Below are 23,569 nucleotides of genomic sequence, written 5' to 3' on the forward strand. Positions count from 1 at the left end.
GAGCCGGTCAGCGATACCGCCGACCCCCGCCCGGTGAGGGCGCTCACACACGGATGTGATGAACGACGACGGCTAGCAATGTCCGTTTTGCCCTGCTTTTACCAAGGGATGGAAGGCGTTCGCGCAGGTCAGGGGCGATCGAGGCGCCCGGCGAGGCCCTTCCTTCGAATCGGAGCCGGTCCGCCGGCTACGACGGCGGATCGTAGCGAGAGGCCCTTGGCTGCCACCGATCCGGTCTGGCACCTTGGCATTCGTCGCCAGCCACACCGGCTCCTGTCCCGCCGGTGACGGCTTCCCGCCGAGTCACTCCCCGCGACCATGAGGCCCCTGTCCGGCCACGGTCGCGGCGGGGTGTGACACCGGCCCAACCGATTGAGGTCTTGCTCTACATGCCCGCTTTCAAGCTCCGTATGCGTACCTCTGCCGCGATTCTTGCCGCCACCGCCGGCGTGACCGCCCTGGGTGCCGCCGTGGTCCCCTCCGTCGCCTCCGCCGCGGACGCCTCCCCCCAGGCCATCGCCGCCCAGATCGTCCCTGCGGACCAGCTGGCCTCGTTCAGCCAGATCATCTCCCACGAGTCGGGCTGGAACGTCACCGCGACCAACCCGAGCTCGGGCTCGTACGGCCTGGGCCAGGCGCTGCCGGCCTCCAAGATGGCCTCGGCCGGCGCGGACTGGAAGACCAACCCCAGCACCCAGATCAAGTGGGCGCTGGACTACATGAACACCCGCTACGGCAGCCCGAACGCCGCCTGGAACTTCTGGCAGAACCACCACTGGTACTAAGCCGCTCCCCTGCGGGAGTGACCGGCGAGGCGGGCACTAGCACCTGAGACGCCCGGAGTACGGGGAAATCACCCGAATTCCCCCGACCAGGCGATGCCCACGCGGGCTCGGCCCACCACTCCGGGAGCATGGGATCCACGGACTCGGCGGGCCCGGTGGCCCGCGGGGCCGCCATCCCGACAACAAAACAGGAGAGATCGTGCCCGCCGACCTCACCGTCCCCCTCCACCGAGTCGTCACCCCGGCACCCGGGCCGCCCCGGCTCACCGCGCTGCCGAACGGCGCCCCCGTGTGGCTCGTGACCCGGTACGACGACGTGCGTCAGGTCCTCAGCGACTCCCGCTTCGGCCGCTCACCGGTCCACGCGCCGGACGCCGCTCCGGTCACCGACAGCCCGAGCCTGCTGGACAGCCGCGACGCCATCGGCCAGCAGGACGGCGACGTGCACCTGCGCCTGCGGCGGGCCATCAGCCGCGCCTTCTCCCCGCGCGCGGTCGCCCACCTGCGCCCGTGGGTGGCCTCCGTCATCGACGGCCTCCTCGACGACCTGGTCACGCAGGGCCCGCCCGCCGACCTCGTCGCCGACTTCGCCCTGCCCCTGCCGTGCGCCGTCATCCACCGGCTCCTCGCCATCGACGACATCCCCATCGACCAGGTGCTCCACTGGGCCGAGCACGCCTTCGCCGACACCGATGCGGCGGCGAAGCAGGGCGCCCACGCCCGGGACGAGCTGAACGACTTCACCGCCGAGCTGATCACCAAGCGGCGGCGCTCGCCCGGCGACGACGTGGTCAGCGCCATCGTCCAGGCCTCCGACCTCGAAGGCGGCATCCCCCAGGCCCAGCTCGTCAATCTGATCGCCACCATGGTCGTCGGCGGCCACGACACCACCATGACCATGATCAGCAACATCCTGCTCTACCTGCTGACCGAACAGCGGCAGGCCTGGACCCGGCTCGGCGCGGACGAAGAAGCCGCCGCCCTCCTCACGGAACGGGTGCTCCACCAGATCCCCCTCGGCGACTGGGTGGAACGCGGCCGCCTGCTCGCGGCCCTCGAAGACATCGACCTCGGCGGCGTGACGATCCGGGCCGGTGACCTCGTCACCACCGACCGTGTGACAGCCAACCGCGACCCCGACGCCTTCCCCGGCGACCCCGACGACCTGTTCACGCCCCTGCCGAACCCCTCCCTCTCCTTCGGCGCGGGCCGCCACTACTGCCTGGGCACCTGGCTCGCCCGAGCCGAACTCCAGCTCGCCCTCCACCACCTCGCCCGGCGCCTGCCCACGCTGCGCCTCACCATCGGCACCGACGACGTCCTCTGGCGACGCGGGACCATCACCCGCAGCCCCGTCCGGCTGCCCGCGACCTGGTGACGGGGCGCTGCCTCCACCCAGCCGACGCCCGGAGCGGTCAGCGCACCTTCTCCGCCGCGCCGCTCCGCCCCGAGCGCTCGATGGCGGCCGGCACCCGGTGGTGGGCCGCCGCCGCGTGGAAGTCCGGGTGGGGCCGGCGCCCCTCCGCGATCGACCGGGCGAGCTCCTGGTAGCCGACCGCGACGTTGGGGACCGGTCCGGTAGTCGTCGAGCACCGTCCCGGCGCTTCGAGCAGGCCGCCGACCTGGCGCCGCGCACGCGGTTCCGGTCGCACGGCCCGTCCGTCAGCTGAAGCGGATCGAGCGGTACGGGGCCTGGCCGAACTCGATCGCGGACTTCTCGTCCAGGACCGCGTCGGCCACCCCGGTGCACGTGCCGTCCACGTACAGGTACGCGTTCCGGTCCGTGCCGTTCCACCACCGCGTCCAACGCGAGCCGATCGTCGCGGGGGCGGCCGGCACGGCGTGGCAGCCGGTGGGGTCGTCCAGGACGAAGTAGGGCGGCGCGTACTGGCAGCCCCAGGGCCCGCAGTCCTGGGCGCTGACCGTGAACGCGCCGCCGGCCCTGGCCGACGGCGCGGCCCCGGCCGGGGCGGGCGGCGCGCCCAGGAGGGACAGGACCGGCGCCATCGAGGCGGCGGAGACGAGGAGCAGAGCGCTTCTGCGCACGGGACCTTCCTTTCGTCCGGCGGTGCGGGCACGGCCCGGTGACATACCGGCCGGCATCGCGCCCTGGGGCGGCCGCGGAGCACAGCGTCTCCCCGCCGACCGGGGCGGGCGAAGACGCTGCTCCGAACGCGGCATGTCGCGACTGCTTCCGGCCGCCGATCCGGCGGCGGAGCCGAGGTACATCGCGACCGTCCGGAAGGCGACGATCGACCCTCCCCGACTGGCAGCCGCGGAGCCCACGGGCGGCCCGTCCACGGCGACTTGTTCATCCGTCAGCTCCGGCGCGCCGAAGTACCTGGGGAAGCCACAGGCGTGACAGAGAGGCGGGACCGATGTCCGGAATGACCCGACGGAGGCTGCTGGGATCGGCGGCCGGGGTGATGGGCGCGGCGGCGGCGGTGAACCTGCTGCCGCCGAGCGTCCAGCGGGCGGTGGCGGCGGGAGTGCCGAAGGGCGGCTCGCTGCGGGACGTGAAGCACGTGGTCCTGCTGATGCAGGAGAACCGGTCCTTCGACCACTACTTCGGCACCCTGGCCGGCGTGCGCGGCTTCGCGGACCCCGACGCGCTGCGGCTGGACGACGGGCGCTCGGTGTTCCACCAGCCCGACAGCGCCCACCCGGACGGCTACCTGCTGCCGTTCCACCTGGACACCCGCACCACCAGCGCCCAGGCGATCCCCTCCACCAGCCATGCCTGGGCCGTCCAGCACCAGGCGTGGAACGGCGGGAGGATGGACCGGTGGCTACCCGCCCACCGGGCCGCCGACGGCGCCAACGGCCCGTACGTGATGGGCTACTACACCCGGGAGGACATCCCCTTCCAGTTCGCCCTGGCCGAGTCGTTCACCATCTGCGACCACTACTTCTGCTCGGTCCAGGGCCCGACCTGGCCCAACCGGCTGTACTGGATGACCGGCTCGATCGGGGCCGACGACGCCCATGGCGCCCACGGCGGCCCGATCATCCGCAACGCGGCGCCGGAGCCGCTGACCTGGACGACCTACGCCGAACAGCTGGAGGCGGCCGGCGTCAGCTGGCAGGTGTACCAGGAGGAGGACAACTACGACACCAACATGCTCTCCCTCTTCAGGAGCTTTCAGCAGGCCGAACCCGGCAGCCCCCTGCACCATCGGGGCATGACGGCCCGTCCGGCCGGCACCTTCGAGGACGACGCCCGCAACGACCGGCTGCCCGCCGTCTCCTGGATCCTGCCGACCAGCCACCAGTCCGAGCACCCGGACTACCTGCCCGCCGCCGGCGCCGACTACGTCGCCTCCAAGATCGAGGCGATCGCCTCGAACCCCGAGGTCTGGGCGAAGACCGTGTTCATCCTCGACTACGACGAGAACGACGGCCTGTTCGACCACGTGCCACCGCCCGTGCCCCCGGCCGGGACCCCGGGCGAGTTCGTCGACGGCCTGCCGATCGGCGGCGGCTTCCGGGTGCCGTGCGTCATCGTCTCGCCCTGGACGGTGGGCGGCTGGGTCGCCCGCGAGGCCTTCGACCACACCTCGGTGCTGCGCTTCCTGGAGCGCTTCACCAGGGTCCGCGCGGCCAACCTCACCGACTGGCGCCGCCGCACCTTCGGCGACCTGACCTCGGCCTTCCAGTTCGAGCGCGGCCCCCGCCGGGCCCCGGCCCTGCCCCCGACCGCCGCCCAGCTCCGACAGGCCGAGTACGAGGTGGCCCACTACCCGGCTCCCGCCCTCCCCGGTGCGGACCAGAAGTTCCCCACCCAGGAGCCCGGCGACCGGCCGCACCTGCCGCGGTAGCGGGCCGGCGGTCCTCGGTCCAGGCCTGGACCGAGGGCCCCTCAGCGGGCCGTGCTCCGCATCCGCAGGTCGCCCGGGCCTGGGGACGAGGACGGGGCGCAGCCGCCCTCGGCCGGGCAGGTGGGCGAGGCTCCGGCGGGCGGTGATGGCGGCGAGGACGAGGGGTGGCCTCGGTCGTCGCGAAGGTGTCGCCGATGCGCTCGCGGGCGCCGGTGGCCGAAACGAAGGCCCGGCTTGCCGGCAGGTCGGACCCGCTGCCTCAGGCGACGGCGGCCAGGTCCGCGCGGCCGAAGAGCAGAGCGTAGCCGCGGGGGAGGCGGGCGAGGAGTCGGTCGGTGAGGTTGTCGTCGGTGAGTGTGATGAGGGCGGCCAGGACGGAGGAAGCGTCCCAGCGGGCGGCGGTGAGGCTGGTGCCCAGGGTGTGGGCGAGGCTTTCGACGAAGGCGGGGGCGGTGACGGGACACGGCAGGGGGATCTGGGCGGCGAAGACGGCACGGGCCCGCTCGGGCAGGACTGCGGCGAGGTCGCAGCGTTCGTCGCCGGTGAGCTGGGAGCCGAGGAGGGCCAGGACGGCGTCCAGGACCCGTTCGGCTTCCTCGTCGGCGGTGTAGCGGCCGAGGGTGCGGACCTGCTGTAGGAGGCGGCGGTAGCGGGTCATGACCGTGGGCCTTCCAGGGTCTGGCCGCCGGCGGGCCGGCGGCGGCGTGCGGGGGTGGTCAGGGTCGTTCGCCTGCGGTCGGTCGGCCGAACAGCAGGTCGTAGCCGGGCGGCAGCTGGAGCAGGACACGCCCGGTGAGGTCGTCGCCCGCGGCCTCGGCCACGGTGGACAGGACGGCGCCGATGTCCCACAGGGCCGTGGCTTCGGTGGCGCCCTCGATCCAGGCCGCGGTCGCGCGCACGAACCGTTCCGGACCGAGCGGCTCGGCGGCCTGCAAGGGGTTGAGCAGGATCAGGGCCATGGTCTCCGGCAGGCGGGCGGCCAGTTCCGCGCGCACGTCGCCGACCAGATGGGCGCCGAGCAGGGCCAGGACGACCCGGGCGGCCCGCTCGGCCTCCTGTGGGGTGTCGTACTCACCGCGCTCCCGGACCTCTTCCAGGAACGCCTCCCATTGAAGAGTCACCGCGGTTCTCCCTTCGTCCCGAGGTCCGGCGGTTGCTCTGGTCGTTCATGACGCTTCCGCTCGTTCATGACGCTTCCGCGTCACCGCGGGTAGGCCGGCCTGGGCGAGGGCGGCCGGCGGTCGGGGGTGTTCCGGCCGCCCCTGATCGAGGGGGACGGATCAGGGGCGGCACGGAACGGCATCGGGGTCGGTCAGGCCTGGATCTGCTTGCGGTCGCCGCTGTGGCTGATCGCGACCTTGCGGGGCTTGGCCTTCTCGGCGACCGGGATCTTCAGGGTCAGCACGCCGGCGTCGTAGTCGGCGGTGATCCCGGCGGGGTCGAGGGTGTCGGAGAGCATGACCTGGCGGGAGAACACGCCGAGCGGGCGCTCGGACAGCTCCCACTTCACGCCCTCGCCTTCCTGGCGCGGGCGGCGCTCGGCCTTGACGGTCACCATGTTCCGCTCGACGTCGATGTCGATCGCCTCCGGGTCGACCCCCGGCAGGTCGAAGCAGATCACGTACTCGTCGCCGGCCCGATAGGCGTCCAGCGGCATCGGCGCCGGACGCGACCAGGTCCCCGTGTTGCCCAGGAACTGCTGGGTCAGCCGGTCCAGTTCGCGGAACGGGTCAGTGCGCAGCAGCATCGCGAAACACCTCCATGGATCGAATGGGTGCCAGTGCGCTTCCTCTGACACCTTTGTAGCGCGTCATCCATCCGATGACAAGTCGGCGTGTCGCCTATAGAGTGACTGCATGAGTGAAAAGCCCCGCAGACCCGCCGCCGGGCCTCCCCAGCCGGTCGAGCCCGCCTCGTTCCTGGCCGCCGCGGCGGCACTGGCCGCCATCGACGACGCCGTGCGCACCGCCCAGAACCCCGCGTCCCCGCCCCCGCCCGCCCCCGGCCGGCAGGAAGGCCCCGAGCAGGCCCTGGCCGCCCTGGTGCTGCTGCGCGAGCTGCGCACCCAGCTCGCCGGCTGGGAAGCCGGCCTGGTGGAGAGCGCCCGAGAGGCCGGCGCCACCTGGGCCGACCTCGCCCAGCCCATGGGTGTCGCCAGCCGCCAGGCCGCCGAGAACCGCTACCTGCGCCTCAAGCCCGCCGGTGGCAAGACCCGGGCCGGTACCGGTGCGGAACGCGTCAAGGCCGTCCGCGACCGGCGGGCCGCCGACCGAACGGTCACCGCCTGGGCCCGCGACAACGCCGCCGAGCTGCGGGTCCTCGCCGCCCGGATCACCACGACCGCACTCGCCCCCGGCGCCCGTCCCGCCCAGGCCGCCCTGACCGCCGCACTCGGCGCCACCGACCCCGCCGACCTCATGGAGCCCCTCGCCGCCATCCGCCCTCACCTCGACACCGGGACGGGCGACCTCGCCGCCCGCCTCGACGCCCTCACCCACCACACCACCCAGCTCCGCGATGACAGCGACCGACGCCGCGCCTGACCCTGTCGCCGACGCCGAGAGGCGCTGGCAGGACCTCCTGGACCGGATCCACGACCTCGAAGCACGAACGGCCGCCACCACGAGCACCGTCACCACCGCCCTCGACCACCACCTCGCCCGGCTCGACGCCCTGCGCCGGCAACTGGCCCATCCCGACTGGCCACTGTCCGTCCCCGATCCAGGCGGCCCTCGGGCCACACCGGCGACCACCCGGGCGGCGGCCGTGACCGCCGTCGGGCCGCTGGTCCCGGACGCTCCCGGTGACCTCCTCGCCGGACAGCGCCTCCAGGAACGCGGCGCAGAGCCGGTCGCCGTCCGGCGGTCCGGGGACGCCCGGTGACTCGTACGGCCGGCAGCCGGTGGCGGCCACCAGTCCGATGGGGGGTGGTGCCCGGTCGATCCCATGGCCGGCCGGGCCGGCCGCCGGCGGAGCACCTGCGGGGCGGGGAAGCGGCCACCCCGGGGCGGCCGGTCGGCTCGCGGCGGACGCTCCCGATGCCCGCCGCCCGATGCCCGGTGCCCGATCCCCGCCGCCCGATGTCCGATATTCGGTTCATCGTTCGGCCGGATGGGGTAGGGGTCGGATGGCCCACCTCCTGACCGGTGGAATCTGGTGACCTCCCGTGGCCTCCGACGGACCGGCCCACACCACCCGCGTACCTCCGCAGCCCGCCCCGCCGCCGCAGCCCCGGTGGCGGCGGCCCGACCTGGACCTCGTACGCCGCCGGGTCGACGGGGTGCTCGACGCGTTCGTCGACCGCAAGACGTCCGCCGCCCGCCTGGCCGGGCTGCCCGACGACGTGCCCGTGGCCCTCACGGACTTCCTCCGGGCGGGCGGCAAGCGGATCCGTCCGCTGCTGTGCGTGCTGGGCTGGCAGGCCGCCGGCGGCACCGGCGAACGGGGGCTGGCGCAGGCCGTCCGGGTGGGCGCCGCGCTGGAGATGTTCCACGCCTTCTGCCTGGTCCACGACGACGTCATGGACGACTCCGACACCCGCCGCGGACAGCCCACCGTGCACCGCGCCCTGGCCGCCCGCTACCGCGCCGGCCGTACCCGGGACCTGGCCGAGGCCGTCGGCACCAGCGCCGCCATCCTCACCGGGGACCTCGCGCTGCTCTGGTCCGACGAGCTCCTCCAGGACCCCGCCGACGGCCTCGATCCGGACCGGTACGCCCGCATCGGTCCGCTGGTCGCCCTGATGCGCGAGGAGGTGATGTACGGCCAGTGCCTCGACCTCATCGCCACCGGCCTGCCCACCGCCGACACCGAGCCGGCCCTGACCGTCATCCGCTACAAGACCGCCAAGTACACCTGCGAGCGGCCGCTCCAGATCGGCGCCGCCCTCGCCGGGGCCGACGAGGCCCTCCAGCGGCAGCTGAGCGCGTTCGCCCTGCCGCTGGGAGAGGCGTTCCAGCTGCGCGACGACGTCCTCGGCGCCTTCGGCCACCCCGAGCAGACCGGCAAGCCCGCCCTGGACGACCTGCGCGAGGGCAAGCACACCGTCCTCGTCAGCCTCGCCTACCAGGCCGCCACGCCCGCCCGGGCGCCGCTGCTGCACGCCCTGTACGGCAACCCGCGCCTGTCGGAGGAGGACGCGCGGACCCTGCGCGCGCTGCTGCGGGACACCGGCGCGGACCGGGCCGTCGAGCGCATGATCGCCGAACGGCACGAGCGGGCGGTGGCCGTCCTGGACGGCCTTGCGATACCCGCCGAGGTACGGGAGCAGCTGCGCGCCCTGGCCGACAAGGTCGCCTGGCGGACGTCATGACCACCGTGGTCTGGGCGGTGGCCAACGCCAACGTCGCCCTGGTGAAGTACTGGGGACGGGCGCCCGGGCCCGGTCACCAGCCGGCCGGTACCAGCCTGTCGCTGACGCTCGAAGGCCTCGCCTCCGGCGCCCGCGTGGCGCGGCGGCCGCCCCGGGCGGGCGCGGACCGCGTCGCCTGGGCGCCGCCCGGGCCGGTCGCGGAGCTGGGCCGGTTCGTGGCGCACGCCCGCGCGCAGCTGGGCATCGAACACCCGCTCGATGTCGTGGTCACCTCGAACTTCCCGGTCGCCGCCGGCCTGGCGTCCTCGGCCTCGGCCTACGCGGCGCTGACCACGGCGCTGGCGGCCCTGGCGACCGGCCGCCCGTCCGCAGACCGGCTCGCCGCCCTCGCCCGGCAGGGCTCGGGCTCGGCGTGCCGCTCGATGCTCGGCGGGTTCGTCCAGTGGCGCCCCGGGGACGACGTCGGGGCCGTCACCCAGGTCGCGCCCCCGGAGCACTGGCCGCTGGCGGTCCTCGTCGCGGTGACGGCCGCCGGCCCCAAGCGCGTCCCGTCCCGCGAGGGGATGCGCCGCACCCGGGCGTCCTCGCCGTTCTTCGAGGCGTGGCTCGCGGCGGGCGAGGCGGACCTGGCCGCCGTACGGGAGGCCGTGCGCTCGCGCGACCTCCCGGCGCTCGGCGCGGTGGCCGAGCGCAACGCCCTGCGGATGCACGCCACCGCGCTGGGCGCCGACCCGCCGCTGCTCTACTGGGAGGCCGCGACCGTCTCGGTGATCCGCCAGGTGTGGCGCCTGCGGGAGGGCGGTGTGCCGGCGTTCTTCACCGTCGACGCCGGGCCGCAGGTGAAGGTGCTCTGCGAACCGGGCGACGCCGAGCGCGTCGGGCGGGCGCTCGCCGACGTCCCGGGAGTCCTGCGCGTGCTGCGCTCGCGGCCCGGCGGCGCGCCCAGGACCGTCCCGCAGCCGCCGTCGTGGGCCCTGTCGGGGGGCTTGTCGCAAAACTTGTCGCGGGACTTGTCGTGGACCGTGGGGGAAGCCGTATGAACGAGGTGGCGGTGTTCGCCCCGGGCAGCCTGTTCGTCGTCGGGGAGTACGCCGTGCTCCACGGCGGGCGGGCCCTGCTCGCCGCCGTCGACTCCGGCATCGGGTGCCGGGCCGCGCCCGCTGCGGACGGCTGGTGGCTCAGCGCGCCGGATCTGGGCGTCGACGCCCCGTTGGAGGAGGTGCCCCGCGATTCGGGCGCCGGCCTGCTCGCCGCCGCCGTCCGGGCCGGGAGCGCGGCGTTCCCCGACACCGGGCAGCTGCGGGTGACGGTCCGGGGCCGGGGCTGGGGCGCCGGTCGGAAGATCGGACTGGGCACCAGCGCGGCCGGCGTGGTCGCCGTCCTCGGCGCTCTCGCGGCCGCCGCGGGCCGTGACCTCTCCTCGCCCGCCCTGCGCCGGACCCTGCTGCCGACCGCCGTCGACGTCCACCGCGCCCACCAGCACGGCCGGGGCAGCGGCGGCGACGTGGCCGCCAGCGTCCACGGCGGCTGGGTCGGCTACCGCACCGTGCACGGCGCCCCGCACGCCGACCCCGCCGCCGTCCCACCCGGGCTGCGCCTCGCCGTCGCCTGGAGCGGGCTCGGCTGCGACACCCCCTCCGGCATCGACGCGTTCCACCGGATGCCCGGGGCGGACGGCTTCGTCAACGCGCTGCACGAGGAACTCGGCCGCTTCTGGGCCGCCTCGCGCGCCGGGGACCGGGCCGGGTTCCAGCGCTCGGTCTGCGCGTACGGCGTCCTGCTGGAGGGCCTGGCGCGCCGCGTCGCCCCGCCGGAGGCCGCCGAGCGGATGGCGCGACTGACGCACGCGGCGGCCGACGGGGGTACGGCCGTCAAGAGCTCCGGCGCCGTGGGCGGGGACTGCGTGATCGCCCTCGGCCCCGACGGCGCGCGGCTCGCCGAGGTCCGCGCGGCCTGGCGCCGGCTCGGCGCCGTACCGCTCGACGTCGCCCTGGACACCGAGGGCCTGCGGGCAGGTGCCCCATGAGCCTCCGGTTCGAGGTGCCGCCGCTGTACTGCCCGCTGCCGCCGTCCCGCCCCCACCCCGACGAGGCGCTGCTGGAGCGGCGCGGCCTGGACTGGCTGGAGGCGTGGGGAGTGCTCGCCGACCCGGTCGACCGGGTACGGGCCGCCGCCACCCGCGCCCCCGAGATGATGGCCCGGATGACCCCCGACGCCCCCGTCGAGCGGACCCAGCTCAGCGTCGACTGGGCCTACCTGGCGTTCTGCTTCGACGACCGGCGCACCGACTGCGGCCCCGCCAGTGCCGGCACCACCGCCCTGTACCTGTGGTTCGCGGGCCTCGCCTACGCCGGCACCACCCTGGACACCGACCCCCTCCCCGACGACCCGTTCTACCCGGCCGTCGCCGACCTCTCCGCGAGGATCAAGGCGGGCAGCAGCCCGGCGCTCTGGCACCGCTGGCTCACCGACACCAGGGCCACCGCCTGGGCCGCCCTGTGGGAGCCGGCCCACCGCACCACCGGCCTGCCCACCGACTTCGCCACCTTCCTCACCGTGCGCCCCGACCTCGGGCTGGGCCCCGGCGCCCTCACCTGCGGCGAGATCGCCGCCGGACTGCGGGTGCCCGAGGACGAACGCCACGATCCGCTCGTCCGCGCCGTCACCCAGGCCGCCGGACTGCTGATCACCCTGGACAACGACCTGTACTCCTTCCCCAAGGAGGACCGGGCGGCCCGGCTGGCCGGCCGCGACCCGCTCGCCGAGCCCTCCCCCATCCCCATCCTGATGCGCCGGCACCGCAGCACCGCCACCGAGGCCGCCCGCCGGCTCACCCTGATCCGCGACCGGATCATGCACCGGGCCGTGCAGCTGGCCGAACGCATCACCCTGCGCCCCTACAGCCACGACACCCGCGCCCTGGTGGACCTCGCGCTCGTCGCCGTCCGCAACGCCCTGGACTGGGCCCGGCACACCGCCCGCTACACGGACCCCGACGGCACCGGCCCCGGCACCATCGACCTCCGGTGGAGCGGGCTCACCGACACCCCGCCGTCCGACGACCGGCCCCTCGCCTACCCGGCGATCTCCTGGTGGTGGGACCTGGACTGACCCCGCGGAGGGAGGTCCCCGCCATGGCCGAGACCGTCCCGTACACGGCCGTGCACGCCGAGCGCTTCGCCCGGCTCCCGGCGGAGTTCGAGCGCCTGTCCTCGCTCGTGGAGAAACCTTTCGCCCTGCGGGACATGTTCGACCACGACGGGTTCGCCATCGAGGACTACTGCCGGGGGTTCACGCCCAACCCGCACACGGAGGCCAGCGGGGCCGCCGTACGGCGCTTCGCCCGGCGGCACGGCATCTGGCTGACCGGCATCAGCGACCACGTCACCGACATGGGCGCCTACCTCAACCCCCGCGCGAGCCGTGAACGCCTCACCTCCATCGGCAAGACCTACGCGATCGACTGGTACCTGGACGACACCATCGGGCGCGAGAAGTTCGCCGCCATGTCCGACGAGCAGCGCGCCCGCGCCGCCCGGAGGCGGGAGCGGATCATCGCGCTGTGCCGCTCGGCCGGTGACGGTGACGCCGCCGGCTCCGGCGACGCCGGCGACTCGGTCGACTCGGTCGAGGAGGCGGTGCTGCTGGTCCTGGCGGAGCTGCGCGACGGCTCGACACCGGAGTGGTACGAGCGGTTCGTCCGGCAGTGGGTCGCGCACCTGGGGATGATGTGCCGGGACCAGAACGCCCGCACCTCCGGGCTCCTGCCCGGCCTCCAGGAGTACACCGAGCGCCGCATCGTCATGTCCGGCATGCCGTACACGATCACCTTCGGCGAGTTCGCCGCCGACCGCTTCCTCGCCCGGCGCGCCCTCGTCGAATCCGGCACCGACGCCCTGGTGCGCCGGGTCTTCCACCGGATCTGCGCCGTCTGCAGCCTGTCCAACGACCTCTTCTCCTTCCCCCGGGAGCTGCGCGAGGGCTGCGACGCCAACGCCGTCGTCGTCGAGGCCCTCAACCACCCCCACCTCACCCTCGTCCAGGCCGTCACCGCCGCCATGGACCGCACCCGCCGGCACACCGCCGCCTTCCTTGAGGAGACGGCCGCCCTGGCGACGGCCGTCTCCCGGCTCGGCGAGCCGGAGAACCTGCGGGAGTTCATGCGCACCACCCAGGACGCCCTGCGCGCCACCTGGGTCTGGCAGACGCACAGCCCCCGCTACCGCGAGACCCGCGCCGTCTTCCGCTGAACCGGCGGGCCTTCGGCAGCACGCGTGCGCGGGTACCGCGCTGCCGCTGCCGTGGAACCGGAGGCCCGGTGTGGTCAGGCACCGGTGAGCAGCTGGGGTGACAGGGTTTTGACCATGGTGTTCGTCCACCGCATCTGCCGCACCGTTCGAGGGTGGCAATCGGTGACGAGCTCCAGCAGGCGCTGGTCGTCGGTGGCTCGTGCGGCCTCCGGCCTCGCCACCACCGGTGTCGCCGGCCCCGCCCGCCCCCACCGGTGGCCGACGGCACGGGGCGGGCGGGCGGGACGAAAGGTCAGCCCGCCGCGGGAAAGCGCTCCCAGACGCGGTGCGTGCCCAGTTGACCGGCCAGCGCGGCGAGGGCCCGCTCGCCGTCCGTCTCGGTGAACACGCCCGGCGCGTGCGGATCGACCCCCGCCGCCGCCCACAGGGCGCGGGCGTCCGAGAGGCCGGCGATGGGCTTGGCGTGCCGGTAGGCCTCGTTCACCAGCAGGACGACCCGGGAGTCGAGCGTCCGCCGGCCGCCCGCGACCGCGCCGGACTTGGCGTCCCGCGCACCACGGTCATCGGCACCCGGCTCGGGAGCGTGGGCCACCAGGAGCGCGTCGAACTCGACGGAGCGGGCGGCGGCGAAGGTCCGTTGCACGCCGAGGCCGTCGGCCAACGGTGCCCCGGTGGGGCCGATGACCAGCGGCAGCAGGCCCTCGGCACGCGCGGCATCCCGCACGCGGCGCACGGCGGCCGCATCACCGCCGGCACCGGCGATGATGCCGAGCACCCGGCCGGCCGCGGGCCACCGCCGCCCGAGCTGGGACAGGGCCGGGCTGGGGGTGACGTCGACGTGCGCGGTGGCGGCCGGTGCCGACAGGCCCAGGCCGGCGGCGACCTCCCGGCAGAGTTCGCCGTCGATCCGTGCCAGGACGGTCAGCACGCGTTCCCTGATCGCCTGCTCGTAGACCTTGGACAGTTCGAAGGTGTAGGCGGCGATCACGTGCTCGCGCTCCACCGGACTCAGGCTCAGCCAGAACAGCCGGGGCTGGCTGAAGTGGTCGCCGAACGAGGCAGGGGCCTCGCGCACCTTGGCTCCGGCCGCGATCGGCACGGGGTGCTCGACGAAGGCGTGCTCGGCGGCACCGGCGAAGAACGGGCAGCCCCCGTCGAGCGAGTTCGGCTTGTACGGCGCGACGCCGCTGTGGACGGCGTCCTGGTGGAAACCGTCGCGCAGCATGTCGTTGACCGGGGCGTGGGTGCGGTTGATCGGGATCTGGGCGAAGTTCGGGCCGCCCAGCCGCGTGATCTGGGTGTCGAGGTAGGAGAAGAGCCGGCCGGAGAGCAGCGGGTCGTCGGTGATGTCGATGCCGGGGACGAGGTGACCGGGGTGGAAGGCGACCTGTTCGGTCTCCGCGAAGTAGTTGGTGGGGTTGGCGTCGAGCGTCATCAGGCCGATCGGCCGGACCGGGGCGAGCTCCTCCGGCACGATCTTGGTCGGGTCGAGCAGGTCGATGCCCTCGAAGGTCTGCTCCGGCCGGTCCGGGAACGTCTGGATGCCGAGCTCCCACTGCGGGAACGCCCCGGCCTCGATCGCGTCCGCCAGATCCCGACGGTGGAAGTCGGGGTCCATGCCGCCGATCAGCTGCGCCTCCTCCCACACCAGCGAGTGCACCCCCGCCTTCGGCTTCCAGTGGAACTTCACCAGCGTGCTCGCGCCCTGCGCGTTCACCAGGCGGAAGGTGTGGATCCCGAAGCCCTCCATCATCCGGTAGGACCGCGGGATGCCGCGGTCGGACATGTTCCACAGGGTGTGGTGGGTGGCCTCGGTGTGCAGGGAGACGAAGTCCCAGAACGTGTCGTGCGCGCTCTGCGCCTGCGGGATCTCCCGGTCCGGGTGCGGCTTGGCCGCGTGGACGATGTCCGGGAACTTGATCGCGTCCTGGATGAAGAACACCGGGATGTTGTTGCCGACCAGGTCGAACACGCCCTGGCCGGTGTAGAACTTGGTGGCGAACCCGCGGGTGTCACGCACCGTGTCCGCCGAGCCGCGCGACCCCAGCACGGTGGAGAAGCGCACGAACACCGGCGTCTCCACCCCCTCGGCCAGGAACGCCGCCTTGGTCACGCCCGCCGCCGTGCCGTAGCCGCGGAAGACGCCGTGGGCGGCGGCACCGCGGGCGTGCACCACTCGCTCCGGGATCCGCTCGTGGTCGAAGTGCGTGATCTTCTCGCGCAGGTGATGGTCCTGGAGCAACACGGGGCCACGGGGTCCGGCCTTGAGCGAGTGGTCGCTGTCCGGCAGACGCACGCCCTGCGCCGTGGTCAGGTACCCGCCGTTCTGGGCCCGCGCCGCCTCGGTGCCGGCGGCCCGGCCTGTCGCCGACACCGCCGCGGGCGCTTCCTGGTCGGGCTTCGGCGGCAACGGCGCCCGCGGCTCGGTCGGTTCCGCCACGGTCGGCGTCTGCGGGCCGGGGGCACCGGGCACCTGTTCCTGGCGTACGGGGTTGGGCTCGTCCATCAGTACTCCGATCAGACACTCGGCCCGCCCCGGAATCGGCGGGGCTCCGGACACGCGGTTCGCCGCCACGGCGCCCGGTCGCTGCCCGGGCGGTCCGCCACCCGGCCCCGCCGCGGGCGGAGCACGCGACCGACTCCGCGAAGGGGGCCACCACTGGCCCGACGAGCCTCCCCCGGATGCGGAGCTCCATCACGCACCGTGTTCGCAGTTCACCCGGGCGCTGCTCGGCCTCGGCCGACCACCGCGGCATCCACGGCCGTTCGACGACGCACGAGAAGCGCCTGGCCGCCGCGCCCGGGCCCTGGCCCCACGTCCGGCAGAGCATCGCTGCCGAATGGTCGGACCACCGGCTCGCGGACGGGAATGCCGATCGCTACAGCCCGGGGGTGTAGGGGGCGATGCCGATGATCAGGATGTCGCGCCGGCCCTCCTGGCCGTCGCCGCCGAGCCGTACCGGACCGACGTAGTGGCTGACGCGGCAGTCGTGCACGCCGTAGCCGTCCAGCGGCTCGGTCAGGACGAAGCGGTCGTGGATGTGCTCGGGCGGCACGGCGTCCGGCTGCCGCCCGGCACTCCCCGGCGTGGCGATGACGTTCTCGCCGCCCTCGACATTCCGACGGCCGATCAGGTGGGCGAAGGTGAAGGTCGCCGGTGAACCGCCGTCCTGGTGCAGGCAGTTCGGCGAGGAGACCGCGATCTGCTGCTGGTCGCGCACGCCGAGCGCGATCAGGTGCACGCCGACGTAGACCGGGACGCGATGGAGGTCCTCCAGCCACAGCGCGTGCCCCAGGTCGGCGCGGATCACGGCGTCGAGCAGCCGGTTGCCGCGCAGGGCGGGCGGGATGTCGGGCAGTCGCCGGAGCACCCGCGGGTACTCCGGGTTGTGCTCGTCCTGCCAGTACTCGGTGACGGTGCCGAACTCCTCGTCGGGCGCGCCGGGAATGTAGGACAGCTCGCCGGTCCACGGCAGGTACACGGCGTGCGAGTAGCGGCGGAACCGGTTGGTCGCCCGCGCGTACGGATCCCGGGGCAGGTCCCGGTAGGCGGCGGCCAGCACGGCGAAGTCCTCCGCCAGGGCTCCGGCATCGATCCCCAGGTCGGCGGCGCGCAGCCGGGCGTAGCCGTCCCGCCGGATCCTCATGGCCTGCCCGGCCGGCTGGGCTGCGCCCTCCGGGCCGCTCGTGCCCGCGCTCTCGTCCATCGGCTGCTCCCGGCGCTCCCGGCCGGGCTCCGACACGGGTCCGATTCCCCGCCCCTGTCCGGTCGTCGCCTTCCACGCTGGCACGCCCCGGGCGGCCGCACCGCCGTGGCGTGCGCCGTGCGGATGAGTGCGGCGGCCGCCTCCGTGGGGGTCGGAGTGCGGAGCCGCCCGCGTCGATCGCCTCGGCGGGCGGGTAGCCGCCGAGGGGCGCGCACCCGGGCCCTGCCGGCGAACTCCGGACCGACGGCGGGGAATGGGGACGCCGATCCCGGGCACCTGCCCGGTACGTCCCGGTTTCGGAAGAACCATCGGGACGGCCGACGTCACCCGGGCGTCCGGGCAGACGCCGAGGTTCCACCGCCTGTCCGTACCCGGCGGTACGGCGACCGGCACGAGACGGAGGCCTCCATGAACGGTGTCGAGGGCTTCCCGAACCGGCTGTCCGCCGAGCACCGGGCCATCGAGGCGTTGCTGCGCCAGCTGACCCGCACCACGACCGGCGTCGGTGACGACAGTGAGGCCCTGCGGCTGCTGGGCTCCTTGCGGCGGCTCCTCGGCCCCCACCTCGTGGTGGAGGAGACCCATCTGTACCCGCTGGCCCGCCGGCGCCTCACGGCCGGTGACGCGCTGGCGGACGCCGCGGGCCGCAGCCACGCCACGATCCGCCGGCTCCTCGACCGGGCCCAGGACGACCGGCTCTACGCCGGCGGGCGCCGGCACACCGTGACCGTTCTGGCCGTCCTGCTCCGGGCCCACCTACGCGGTGAGGACGAACGGTTGTTCCCCGCTCTGCGCGCCCGCGCCGCCGCGGAGGAGCTGCGGACCTGCGAGCGCCGCATGCGCGAGGGGTGGGCCCGGCAGCCGGGCGCACCGCTGTGGGGGCTTCCGCCGGGGACCGGAGCCATCGCCGCGCTCCGGGACCACGTCAGCGGGCACGACACCTCCGGGCAGCAGCACTCGCCCTGACGAGCCCCGGCGCGCGGGACGGCGGGGTCGGCGCGCGGGACGGCGGCCTCGGGGGCCCTTCGTGCCCGGGATCTCAGGTGCCCGTCGGCCGGGCGAGGGCGCGCTGGGCGGCGGTGAGAACGGGCCCCGCGATCCGGCGTACGACCGGCCGGCGCGCCCGCAGTGCGGCGCGGGCGGCGTTGGCCCCGCAGGCGCCGTGGACCCCTCCGCCCGGATGCGCGGAGGAGGAGGCGAGGTAGAGGCCCCGGATCGGGGTCTCGGGCCGTCCGGTGCCGGGGACGGGGCGCAGGACGGCCTGTTGGTGGAGCGCGGTGGTGCCGCCGTTGATGGCGCCGCCGACCAGGTTCTCGTCCAGGGCTTGCAGGGCGGGCGGGGTGAGGATGCGCCGGTCGACCACCCGGGCGCCGAAGCCGGGGGCGAACCGTTCGACCTGGGCCTCCATCCGGCGGGCGAACACGGCGCTCTCCCGCTCGTCCCAGCGGCCGGTGAGGCCGTCCGGGCCGCAGTCGGCCGTCACGCGCTGGGGGACGTGGGTGTACATCCAGGCGGACTCGGTGCCCGCGGGGGAACGGGAGGGGTCGGCGGTGGTCATCTGGCCGAGGAGGCCGAACGGCCGGGCGGGGACGCGCCCGGTGGTGACCTGGAGCGCGTAGTCGCTCAGCTCCGTCATGTCCGCCCCCAGGTGGATCGTGCCGGCGCGGGCGGCTTCGGGGCAGTTCCACGGGATGGGGCCGTCGAGCGCCCAGTCGACCTTCACGGTGGAGAAGTCCCACTGGAAGCGGTGCAGGTCCCGGCGCAGCTGGGCGGGCAGCCGGTCCCAGCCGACGAGGCCGCCGTACAGGGTGGTGACCGCCACGTCCGCCAGCACGGCACGACGGGCCCGGACGGTTTCGCCGCCGGCGGTGCGCACGCCGATCGCCCGCCCGGAGCGGATCAGGACGTCTTCCACCCGGGCGCCGCACCGCACGTGTCCGCCGTGCGCTTCCAGGCGGCGCACCAGGGCGTCGGTGAGCGCGCGGGCACCGCCCGCCGGAGCGGGCCAGCCGTACTGCTGGCCGAGCATGGCCATCAGCCAGCCGAACACGCCGCTGACCGGGGACTCCGGCAGCAGGTCGGCGTGCAGGGCGCAGCCGGCCAGCAGCAGGGCGGGGCCCTGGGTGTCGAACTCCTCCTCGGCGAGGCGGCGCACCGGCAGGGCCGCGAACCTCGCCAGGCGCAGGCCGCCCGCGGCCCGCACCCGGGCGGCCAGCGCGAGCCCGGCGCGTACCGGGGGGAAGGGCGCGAACATCGCCCGGATCAGCCACGGGTCCAGGTGGTCCCACAGCTGCGACAGCCGTTGCCAGGACCGGGCGTCGTGGGAGCCGAAGTCGCGCCCGATCAGCTCGGCCGTCTGCTGCGCGTCCTGGCACAGCTGGGCGCAGCGCCCGTCCGCCAGGGGGTGGGCCAGGACGGTGGGCGCGCGGCTGAAGGTCAGGCCGAAGTCCTGGAGGGCGAGTGCCTGGATGGCCGGGGAGGCCGCGGCGAGCGGGTAGAAGGAGCTGAACACGTCGTGGACGTAGTCCGGGTGCACGCCGCGGTCGCTGTGGACCGCGCCGCCGGGGCGGTCCTGCGCTTCGAGGACTTCGACCTGCCAGCCGGCGTCGGCGAGGACGTTCGCGGCGACCAGCCCGTTGGGTCCGGCACCGATCACGACGGCGTCGTTCATGCCGCGCCTCCTCGGGCCGGTGGCCGGTGGCCGTCCTCGACGGTGTCGGCCAGGCGGGACAGCATGCTGCGGTGGCGCAGGTGCAGCAGCGCCTCGGACGGGGCGGCGTGCAGGGTGCTGCCCGGCCCTCGCAAGGGGTGTTCGTCGACGATCACGAGGGTGCCGCCGCCCCAGGCGAGCAGTTCGATGGCGATGCGTGCGGTGCCCAGGCGACCGGCGAAGGCTTCCAGTTCCAGCCGCTGCGGCTCCTCGCAGCGGCGCACGACGGTGTGCCCCGCCAGCTCCCAGGGGCCGGCCCGGACGGTGTAGCGCAGGCCGGCACCGGTCTCGGGCCAGCTGCCGTCGGCCGGTTCGGTGCGGGAGGTGCCCGGCACCCACCGGGAGTAGCGGCGTGGATCGGCCAGCACCTGCCACACGTCCCTGGGCGGTCGGTCGATCAGGACATGACGGACGGCCATCGTCTCTTCCCCTTCGGTGTGCTGACGAGCGGGCGAGGTCAGGGGTGGAGGACGCCCTCGTCCCTGACTGAGGCATTCCTCGGTCCCTCGGACACGAGCGCTTTCCTGACCACTCCCGGATCGGTCGGAAGACGGCGGTACGGCCCACGCGCCTGCCCGTCTGGCGGCCCACCACACGTCCCGTCCGCCCCGTCCGTCGCGACGGTCCCGATCGGCTCGGGTGGCCCGGGTGGCCCGGGTGGCCGACCGTGGAGGGTACCGGGGGTTGCGTCCGTCCTCGGCCTTCGGGTTTGGCGGGCCGGTGCCCGGCTAACCGCCCCGGTATGGACACCACACCCCCGCACACCCACCGGTGGTCCCGCCGGGCCGTCCCGGCCCGGCGGGACGGGCCCATCCACCACACCGGGAAGTGAACCGCCATGCACCTCGTCCGACCACCCGGGGTCTACCCGCCCCAAGGCGACACCGAGCTCCTGGCCTCGTGCGTGCGCCGGGAGCCGCTGGACGACTCCAGCCGGGTGCTTGACCTGTGCACCGGCACGGGCGCCGTCGCACTCGTGGCGGCCCGGACGGGGGCCCGGGTCACCGCCGTGGACCTGTCGGCCCGGGCCGTCGCGACCGCCTGGGTCAACAGCCGGTTGCACCACCGGCGCGTCCGGGTGCGCAGGGGCGACCTGCTGGCCCCGGTCACCGGCCGGACCTACGACCTGGTCACCGCCAACCCGCCGTACGTCCCGGTCCGCGCCGGGGCCGCCGCTGCGGGCCGCGGTGCCGCCCTGGCCTGGGACGCCGGACCGGACGGGCGGCTGGTGCTGGACCGGATCTGCCGCGAGGTGCCCGGTCTGCTCGCCCACGGCGGCGTGCTGCTGGTGGTGCAGTCCTCGCTCGCGGACATCCGCGCCACGCTCTGCCTGCTGCGCGCGGCCGGGCTGCGCACGGGGGTGGCGGCGCGGCGGCGGCAGGCGTTCGGACCGGTGATGACCGCGCGGGCCGCCCTGTTCGAGCAGCGCGGACTGATCCGGCCAGGCCGGCGGGAGGAGGAGCTGGTGGTGGTGCGCGGTGTCCGCGAACGCTGACCGTCCGGCGACCAGGGTGGTCGTCGTCCCCGGCGGTCCGCTGCTGGTGGAGGGACCGGTGGAGGTGATCCTTCCGGACGGGACGACGCGTGTCTCCGAGCGCCCCGTGGTGGCGCTCTGCGCCTGCCGCCGCAGCCGCATCTACCCGTTCTGCGACACCAGCCACCGGCGGCGCGGCCGCCCGGGGCGGGGTTCCCGGGGACGCGCGGCGGAAGGGGCCGAAGGGGCCGAAGGGGCGCCGGGCCGGGACGCGGACGGGCGGGGCTCAGAGCGGGTCGTCGGGCAGGGGTGAGCGCAGCGAGGTGCGCCCGGCCCGCCAGCGACCGAGCAGGTGGTCCGCGAAACGTCCGTCGACCACCCCGGCCGCGGCGAAGCCGAACGCCACGTCCCGGGCGCACTGCGGTTCGGCGGCGACCAGCTCCTCGATGACCCCGCGGCGCACCAGCTGCTCGTGGACGGCGTCCGCCTCGATGTGCTCGCGGTAGAACAGGGTGCCGTCCGGCCCCCCGCCGAGCCGCTCCAGCGCCGCCGCCAGACGGGCGGAGCCCGGCGAGGAGGTGATCTCGACGGTCGCGAAGTGCCCGACGGCCGCACCGCGCAACGCCCGGTGCAGGCCCAGGAGCGTCATCAGGTTGACCACCGCCAGGGTCGGCGCCGGAACGAGGTCCAGGTAGTGCCCGTAGCCGGGATCGAGGCCGAAGGCGGCCATCATCCGGGCGAACAGCGACGCGTGCGCCCGTTCCGGCCGTCCGGCGCCGTACTCGTCGTAGAGGATCGCCGTCAGCACCGCCTGGGCGGAGCCGTGGATCCTCGGCAGCATCCACAGCTGCGGATCGGCCTCCTTGAGGTGGTAGACCGAGCGGTGCACCAGGTACTCGCGGGCGTGGCGGCGCTCTCCCTCGGCGAGCAGGAAGTACGACGGGCCGGTGCCGTCGGGCGGCTCGGTGAGCAACGCCTCCAGGGCTTCCCGCAGCGGCGGCACGGGCTCCGCCTCCGCGCGCACCGCGGCCAGGAACGGGCGCTCCAGCTCCTGCCGGAACCGCAGGAGTTCGGGATCCCACTCCCAGCCGTCCCAGACCCCGGGCAGTCCTCGGTCGTGGAGTTCGTAGCACAGGTGCAGGGCCAGCTGGTGGTCCTCGCCCCAGGGCTCGGCGAAGGTGCCCGGCGCGGCGAGCAGACGCCCGGCCGCGGGCGGTCCGGCGGTGAGCAGGGCGAGCACCGCCGCCGACAGCGGTCCACGGGCGGCGGGCAGCGCGCTCACCGCGCCTTCCCCCGTCCGTCGGCGCAGGCGCAGAGCACGGCGAAGGCGATCGCGAGCGTCAGGGCCAAGCAGCCGCTGAACGCCCACAGGACGGGCGCGGCCCACGTCCGCAGGCCCACCACCAGCAGGCCGAACGAGAGCACCGCGAGCCCGAGGACGCCCCTGGGCCGCACTCCGCACATCAGCGCCCACACCTTGGCGCGCAGCCCGAACCCGAAACCGCGCAACCGGGCGTCGAGCGCGTGGTCGCGCCGCAGCTCCCGCTCGACCCCGAGCAGTTCCTCCCGCTCCCGCCGGTCCATCGCGTCCTCCTGCCCTCCGGGTCCGCCCCCGCTTTCGTCCGGGGCGGGTGCCCGGACGGCGCGCGTTCTAACGCGCGGATCCCGTCGGCGGCCGGAGGCCCCCCGGGGGGACCCGCGCGGCCCACCGTCGGGTCTTCGTCGGGTCTTCGTCAGGGCCTCTGACCGGCCGGCCTTGGGGGGAAGGTGGCGAAGAGGATCAGCACGGTCGACCGCGGCGTGAGCCGCGCCAGGAGAAGGAGGAGGGCCGGTCCGCCGACGGCCATGGCGCGTGCGAACACGGTGACCAGATAGCCGATTCGAGGGGTGGACGTGCCGAGGTCGGCGGCCATCTCGGGCATCAGGGAAAGGGCGAACCCACCGCTGGCCATCATGAAGATCCGGCCGCCGGAACCGGGCAACGAGACCGCGTCGGGTCCTCCGCGCGCGGGCCACGGAGGACCCGACGGCGGTTCAGAGCAGGTTCAGCCGACGGCGCAGGTCCTCGATGTACAGGTCTCCGTAGGCGGCCGCCAGGTCGTCGAGGTCGATCATCGGGGGAATGTCGATCACCGGCTGCCGCTCGGCGAGGAAGGCCATGGTCTCCTGAACGACCCGCACCTCGTCGGCACCCGGAAGGTCCAGCTGATCGAGCGCGCCCTCACCGGCCTGGAGCCGCGTCGTCGCCTCCTCGGCGCCCTTGCGGACCCTGACGAGGTACTCGTGGTCCCCCAATGATTCGACGTGCACAGTCGCTGTCATGCGTGTCTGCCCTTCCTCCTGGGGCGGCCCGACCGGACGCCGGACCCGGTGGGCACGCCCCAGGGACGCGCCCGGTGGCGGCGTATCAGCACCGCCACTCCGACACCTTAGAACTCCTCCGCACGCCACACGCAGACCCAGGGCCCGCACACGGCAATGGATCATGGAAGCTGGGCATCGCCGGCCACCCC

General features: G+C 74.6%; 26 protein-coding genes. 13 read left to right on the forward strand and 13 right to left on the reverse strand.

Annotated features, from left to right (window positions below; translation table 11 throughout):
- The first annotated feature begins 410 nt into the window (after positions 1-410).
- Both QWJ13_RS29905 and QWJ13_RS29910 read left to right on the forward strand, forming a co-directional pair.
- Complete coding sequence (locus QWJ13_RS29905; protein WP_316528392.1) at positions 411-785, forward strand: aggregation-promoting factor C-terminal-like domain-containing protein; 375 nt, start codon at positions 411-413, stop codon at positions 783-785.
- Between the two features lie 199 nt (positions 786-984).
- Positions 985-2,163 carry a cytochrome P450 gene (locus QWJ13_RS29910; protein WP_432277626.1) on the forward strand — a complete coding sequence of 393 codons (1,179 nt, stop codon included), beginning with the start codon at positions 985-987 and terminating at the stop codon, positions 2,161-2,163.
- A gap of 37 nt (positions 2,164-2,200) precedes the next feature.
- On the opposite strand, the gene QWJ13_RS29915 is transcribed toward QWJ13_RS29910, so the two are convergent.
- Together QWJ13_RS29915 and QWJ13_RS29920 are read right to left on the reverse strand one after the other, a co-directional pair.
- Complete coding sequence (locus QWJ13_RS29915) at positions 2,201-2,437, reverse strand: hypothetical protein (protein ID WP_316528393.1); 237 nt, start codon at positions 2,435-2,437, stop codon at positions 2,201-2,203.
- A 10-nt stretch (positions 2,438-2,447) separates the two neighbouring features.
- Positions 2,448-2,831: a hypothetical protein gene (locus QWJ13_RS29920; RefSeq protein WP_316528394.1), complete on the reverse strand. Its 384-nt coding sequence runs from the start codon at positions 2,829-2,831 to the stop codon at positions 2,448-2,450.
- Positions 2,832-3,163: 332 nt separating this feature from the next.
- Here QWJ13_RS29920 and QWJ13_RS29925 point away from each other — a divergent pair, with 332 nt between their 5' ends.
- The gene (locus QWJ13_RS29925; protein WP_316528395.1) at positions 3,164-4,603 is read left to right on the forward strand and encodes an alkaline phosphatase family protein; all 1,440 of its coding nucleotides are present in this window, start codon (positions 3,164-3,166) and stop codon (positions 4,601-4,603) included.
- Between the two features lie 259 nt (positions 4,604-4,862).
- On the opposite strand, the gene QWJ13_RS29930 is transcribed toward QWJ13_RS29925, so the two are convergent.
- The 3 genes from QWJ13_RS29930 to QWJ13_RS29940 form a co-directional block, all read right to left on the reverse strand.
- Positions 4,863-5,261, reverse strand: a complete 399-nt coding sequence (locus tag QWJ13_RS29930) for a DUF2267 domain-containing protein (protein ID WP_316528396.1) — start codon at positions 5,259-5,261, stop codon at positions 4,863-4,865.
- Between the two features lie 58 nt (positions 5,262-5,319).
- Positions 5,320-5,724, reverse strand: coding sequence for a DUF2267 domain-containing protein (locus tag QWJ13_RS29935; protein WP_316528397.1), 405 nt, complete (start codon positions 5,722-5,724; stop codon positions 5,320-5,322).
- Positions 5,725-5,915: 191 nt separating this feature from the next.
- Positions 5,916-6,350 (reverse strand): Hsp20/alpha crystallin family protein, encoded by a 435-nt coding sequence (locus QWJ13_RS29940; RefSeq protein WP_153463985.1) that lies wholly within the window; start codon positions 6,348-6,350, stop codon positions 5,916-5,918.
- 109 nt (positions 6,351-6,459) lie between these two features.
- Between QWJ13_RS29940 and QWJ13_RS29945 the strand changes: the two genes are divergently transcribed.
- The 7 genes from QWJ13_RS29945 (at position 6,460) to QWJ13_RS29975 (ending at position 13,165) form a co-directional block, all read left to right on the forward strand.
- Positions 6,460-7,146, forward strand: coding sequence for a type III effector protein (locus tag QWJ13_RS29945; protein ID WP_316528398.1), 687 nt, complete (start codon positions 6,460-6,462; stop codon positions 7,144-7,146).
- On the forward strand, positions 7,121-7,486 hold the full coding sequence (locus tag QWJ13_RS29950) for a hypothetical protein (RefSeq protein WP_316528399.1): 366 nt from the start codon (positions 7,121-7,123) through the stop codon (positions 7,484-7,486). Before QWJ13_RS29945 ends, QWJ13_RS29950 begins: the two co-directional genes overlap by 26 nt.
- A 283-nt stretch (positions 7,487-7,769) precedes the next feature.
- Positions 7,770-8,915, forward strand: coding sequence for a polyprenyl synthetase family protein (locus QWJ13_RS29955; RefSeq protein ID WP_316528400.1), 1,146 nt, complete (start codon positions 7,770-7,772; stop codon positions 8,913-8,915).
- The gene (gene mvaD / locus QWJ13_RS29960) at positions 8,912-9,955 is read left to right on the forward strand and encodes a diphosphomevalonate decarboxylase (protein ID WP_316528402.1); all 1,044 of its coding nucleotides are present in this window, start codon (positions 8,912-8,914) and stop codon (positions 9,953-9,955) included. Before QWJ13_RS29955 ends, mvaD begins: the two co-directional genes overlap by 4 nt.
- On the forward strand, positions 9,952-10,941 hold the full coding sequence (locus QWJ13_RS29965) for a mevalonate kinase family protein (RefSeq protein WP_316528403.1): 990 nt from the start codon (positions 9,952-9,954) through the stop codon (positions 10,939-10,941). Before mvaD ends, QWJ13_RS29965 begins: the two co-directional genes overlap by 4 nt.
- Positions 10,938-12,026: a terpene synthase family protein gene (locus QWJ13_RS29970; protein WP_316528404.1), complete on the forward strand. Its 1,089-nt coding sequence runs from the start codon at positions 10,938-10,940 to the stop codon at positions 12,024-12,026. Before QWJ13_RS29965 ends, QWJ13_RS29970 begins: the two co-directional genes overlap by 4 nt.
- A gap of 23 nt (positions 12,027-12,049) precedes the next feature.
- A complete protein-coding gene (locus QWJ13_RS29975) occupies positions 12,050-13,165 on the forward strand; it encodes a terpene synthase family protein (protein ID WP_316528405.1) in 1,116 nt (371 codons plus the stop codon).
- Between the two features lie 292 nt (positions 13,166-13,457).
- On the opposite strand, the gene QWJ13_RS29980 is transcribed toward QWJ13_RS29975, so the two are convergent.
- Both QWJ13_RS29980 and QWJ13_RS29985 read right to left on the reverse strand, forming a co-directional pair.
- A complete protein-coding gene (locus QWJ13_RS29980) occupies positions 13,458-15,671 on the reverse strand; it encodes a catalase (protein ID WP_316528406.1) in 2,214 nt (737 codons plus the stop codon).
- Between the two features lie 373 nt (positions 15,672-16,044).
- Positions 16,045-16,908: a 2OG-Fe dioxygenase family protein gene (locus QWJ13_RS29985; protein WP_316528407.1), complete on the reverse strand. Its 864-nt coding sequence runs from the start codon at positions 16,906-16,908 to the stop codon at positions 16,045-16,047.
- 372 nt (positions 16,909-17,280) lie between these two features.
- On the opposite strand from QWJ13_RS29985, the gene QWJ13_RS29990 reads away from it, so the two are divergent.
- Positions 17,281-17,838 carry a hemerythrin domain-containing protein gene (locus tag QWJ13_RS29990; protein ID WP_316528408.1) on the forward strand — a complete coding sequence of 186 codons (558 nt, stop codon included), beginning with the start codon at positions 17,281-17,283 and terminating at the stop codon, positions 17,836-17,838.
- Between the two features lie 73 nt (positions 17,839-17,911).
- On the opposite strand, the gene QWJ13_RS29995 is transcribed toward QWJ13_RS29990, so the two are convergent.
- Positions 17,912-19,543, reverse strand: a complete 1,632-nt coding sequence (locus tag QWJ13_RS29995) for a phytoene desaturase family protein (RefSeq protein WP_316528410.1) — start codon at positions 19,541-19,543, stop codon at positions 17,912-17,914.
- Positions 19,540-20,001 carry an SRPBCC family protein gene (locus QWJ13_RS30000; protein ID WP_316528411.1) on the reverse strand — a complete coding sequence of 154 codons (462 nt, stop codon included), beginning with the start codon at positions 19,999-20,001 and terminating at the stop codon, positions 19,540-19,542. Before QWJ13_RS30000 ends, QWJ13_RS29995 begins: the two co-directional genes overlap by 4 nt.
- Positions 20,002-20,420: 419 nt before the next feature.
- Here QWJ13_RS30000 and QWJ13_RS30005 point away from each other — a divergent pair, with 419 nt between their 5' ends.
- Positions 20,421-21,077 carry a HemK2/MTQ2 family protein methyltransferase gene (locus tag QWJ13_RS30005; RefSeq protein ID WP_316528412.1) on the forward strand — a complete coding sequence of 219 codons (657 nt, stop codon included), beginning with the start codon at positions 20,421-20,423 and terminating at the stop codon, positions 21,075-21,077.
- Between the two features lie 46 nt (positions 21,078-21,123).
- Positions 21,124-21,369, forward strand: a complete 246-nt coding sequence (locus tag QWJ13_RS30010) for a CDGSH iron-sulfur domain-containing protein (RefSeq protein WP_432277631.1) — start codon at positions 21,124-21,126, stop codon at positions 21,367-21,369.
- Here QWJ13_RS30010 and QWJ13_RS30015 read toward each other — a convergent pair.
- The 4 genes from QWJ13_RS30015 to QWJ13_RS30030 all read right to left on the reverse strand — a co-directional run bounded on the left by QWJ13_RS30015 (position 21,343) and on the right by QWJ13_RS30030 (position 23,378).
- Positions 21,343-22,338, reverse strand: coding sequence for an iron-containing redox enzyme family protein (locus tag QWJ13_RS30015; RefSeq protein WP_316528413.1), 996 nt, complete (start codon positions 22,336-22,338; stop codon positions 21,343-21,345). The genes QWJ13_RS30010 and QWJ13_RS30015 overlap by 27 nt on opposite strands.
- On the reverse strand, positions 22,335-22,640 hold the full coding sequence (locus tag QWJ13_RS30020) for a hypothetical protein (protein ID WP_316528414.1): 306 nt from the start codon (positions 22,638-22,640) through the stop codon (positions 22,335-22,337). Before QWJ13_RS30020 ends, QWJ13_RS30015 begins: the two co-directional genes overlap by 4 nt.
- Before the next feature lie 149 nt (positions 22,641-22,789).
- The gene (locus QWJ13_RS30025) at positions 22,790-23,038 is read right to left on the reverse strand and encodes a hypothetical protein (RefSeq protein ID WP_316528415.1); all 249 of its coding nucleotides are present in this window, start codon (positions 23,036-23,038) and stop codon (positions 22,790-22,792) included.
- A 52-nt stretch (positions 23,039-23,090) separates the two neighbouring features.
- Complete coding sequence (locus QWJ13_RS30030; RefSeq protein ID WP_316528416.1) at positions 23,091-23,378, reverse strand: hypothetical protein; 288 nt, start codon at positions 23,376-23,378, stop codon at positions 23,091-23,093.
- Positions 23,379-23,569 lie beyond the last annotated feature (191 nt).

The organism is Kitasatospora brasiliensis (assembly GCF_032654805.1).
In the GTDB taxonomy this organism is placed as follows: Bacteria; Actinomycetota; Actinomycetes; order Streptomycetales; family Streptomycetaceae; genus Kitasatospora; species Kitasatospora brasiliensis.

Coding starts and splice junctions, on each gene's coding strand:
- QWJ13_RS29980 (WP_316528406.1), bottom strand. CDS start 15,671: ATGGACGAGCCCAACCCCGTACGCCAGGAACAGGTGCCCGGTGCCCCC.
- QWJ13_RS29925 (WP_316528395.1), top strand. CDS start 3,164: ATGTCCGGAATGACCCGACGGAGGCTGCTGGGATCGGCGGCCGGGGTG.
- QWJ13_RS29995 (WP_316528410.1), bottom strand. CDS start 19,543: ATGAACGACGCCGTCGTGATCGGTGCCGGACCCAACGGGCTGGTCGCC.
- QWJ13_RS30005 (WP_316528412.1), top strand. CDS start 20,421: ATGCACCTCGTCCGACCACCCGGGGTCTACCCGCCCCAAGGCGACACC.
- QWJ13_RS30000 (WP_316528411.1), bottom strand. CDS start 20,001: ATGGCCGTCCGTCATGTCCTGATCGACCGACCGCCCAGGGACGTGTGG.
- QWJ13_RS29930 (WP_316528396.1), bottom strand. CDS start 5,261: ATGACCCGCTACCGCCGCCTCCTACAGCAGGTCCGCACCCTCGGCCGC.
- QWJ13_RS29940 (WP_153463985.1), bottom strand. CDS start 6,350: ATGCTGCTGCGCACTGACCCGTTCCGCGAACTGGACCGGCTGACCCAG.
- QWJ13_RS29975 (WP_316528405.1), top strand. CDS start 12,050: ATGGCCGAGACCGTCCCGTACACGGCCGTGCACGCCGAGCGCTTCGCC.
- QWJ13_RS30020 (WP_316528414.1), bottom strand. CDS start 22,640: ATGGACCGGCGGGAGCGGGAGGAACTGCTCGGGGTCGAGCGGGAGCTG.
- mvaD (WP_316528402.1), top strand. CDS start 8,912: ATGACCACCGTGGTCTGGGCGGTGGCCAACGCCAACGTCGCCCTGGTG.
- QWJ13_RS29990 (WP_316528408.1), top strand. CDS start 17,281: ATGAACGGTGTCGAGGGCTTCCCGAACCGGCTGTCCGCCGAGCACCGG.
- QWJ13_RS29945 (WP_316528398.1), top strand. CDS start 6,460: ATGAGTGAAAAGCCCCGCAGACCCGCCGCCGGGCCTCCCCAGCCGGTC.
- QWJ13_RS29965 (WP_316528403.1), top strand. CDS start 9,952: ATGAACGAGGTGGCGGTGTTCGCCCCGGGCAGCCTGTTCGTCGTCGGG.
- QWJ13_RS29905 (WP_316528392.1), top strand. CDS start 411: ATGCGTACCTCTGCCGCGATTCTTGCCGCCACCGCCGGCGTGACCGCC.
- QWJ13_RS29950 (WP_316528399.1), top strand. CDS start 7,121: ATGACAGCGACCGACGCCGCGCCTGACCCTGTCGCCGACGCCGAGAGG.
- QWJ13_RS29970 (WP_316528404.1), top strand. CDS start 10,938: ATGAGCCTCCGGTTCGAGGTGCCGCCGCTGTACTGCCCGCTGCCGCCG.
- QWJ13_RS30030 (WP_316528416.1), bottom strand. CDS start 23,378: ATGACAGCGACTGTGCACGTCGAATCATTGGGGGACCACGAGTACCTC.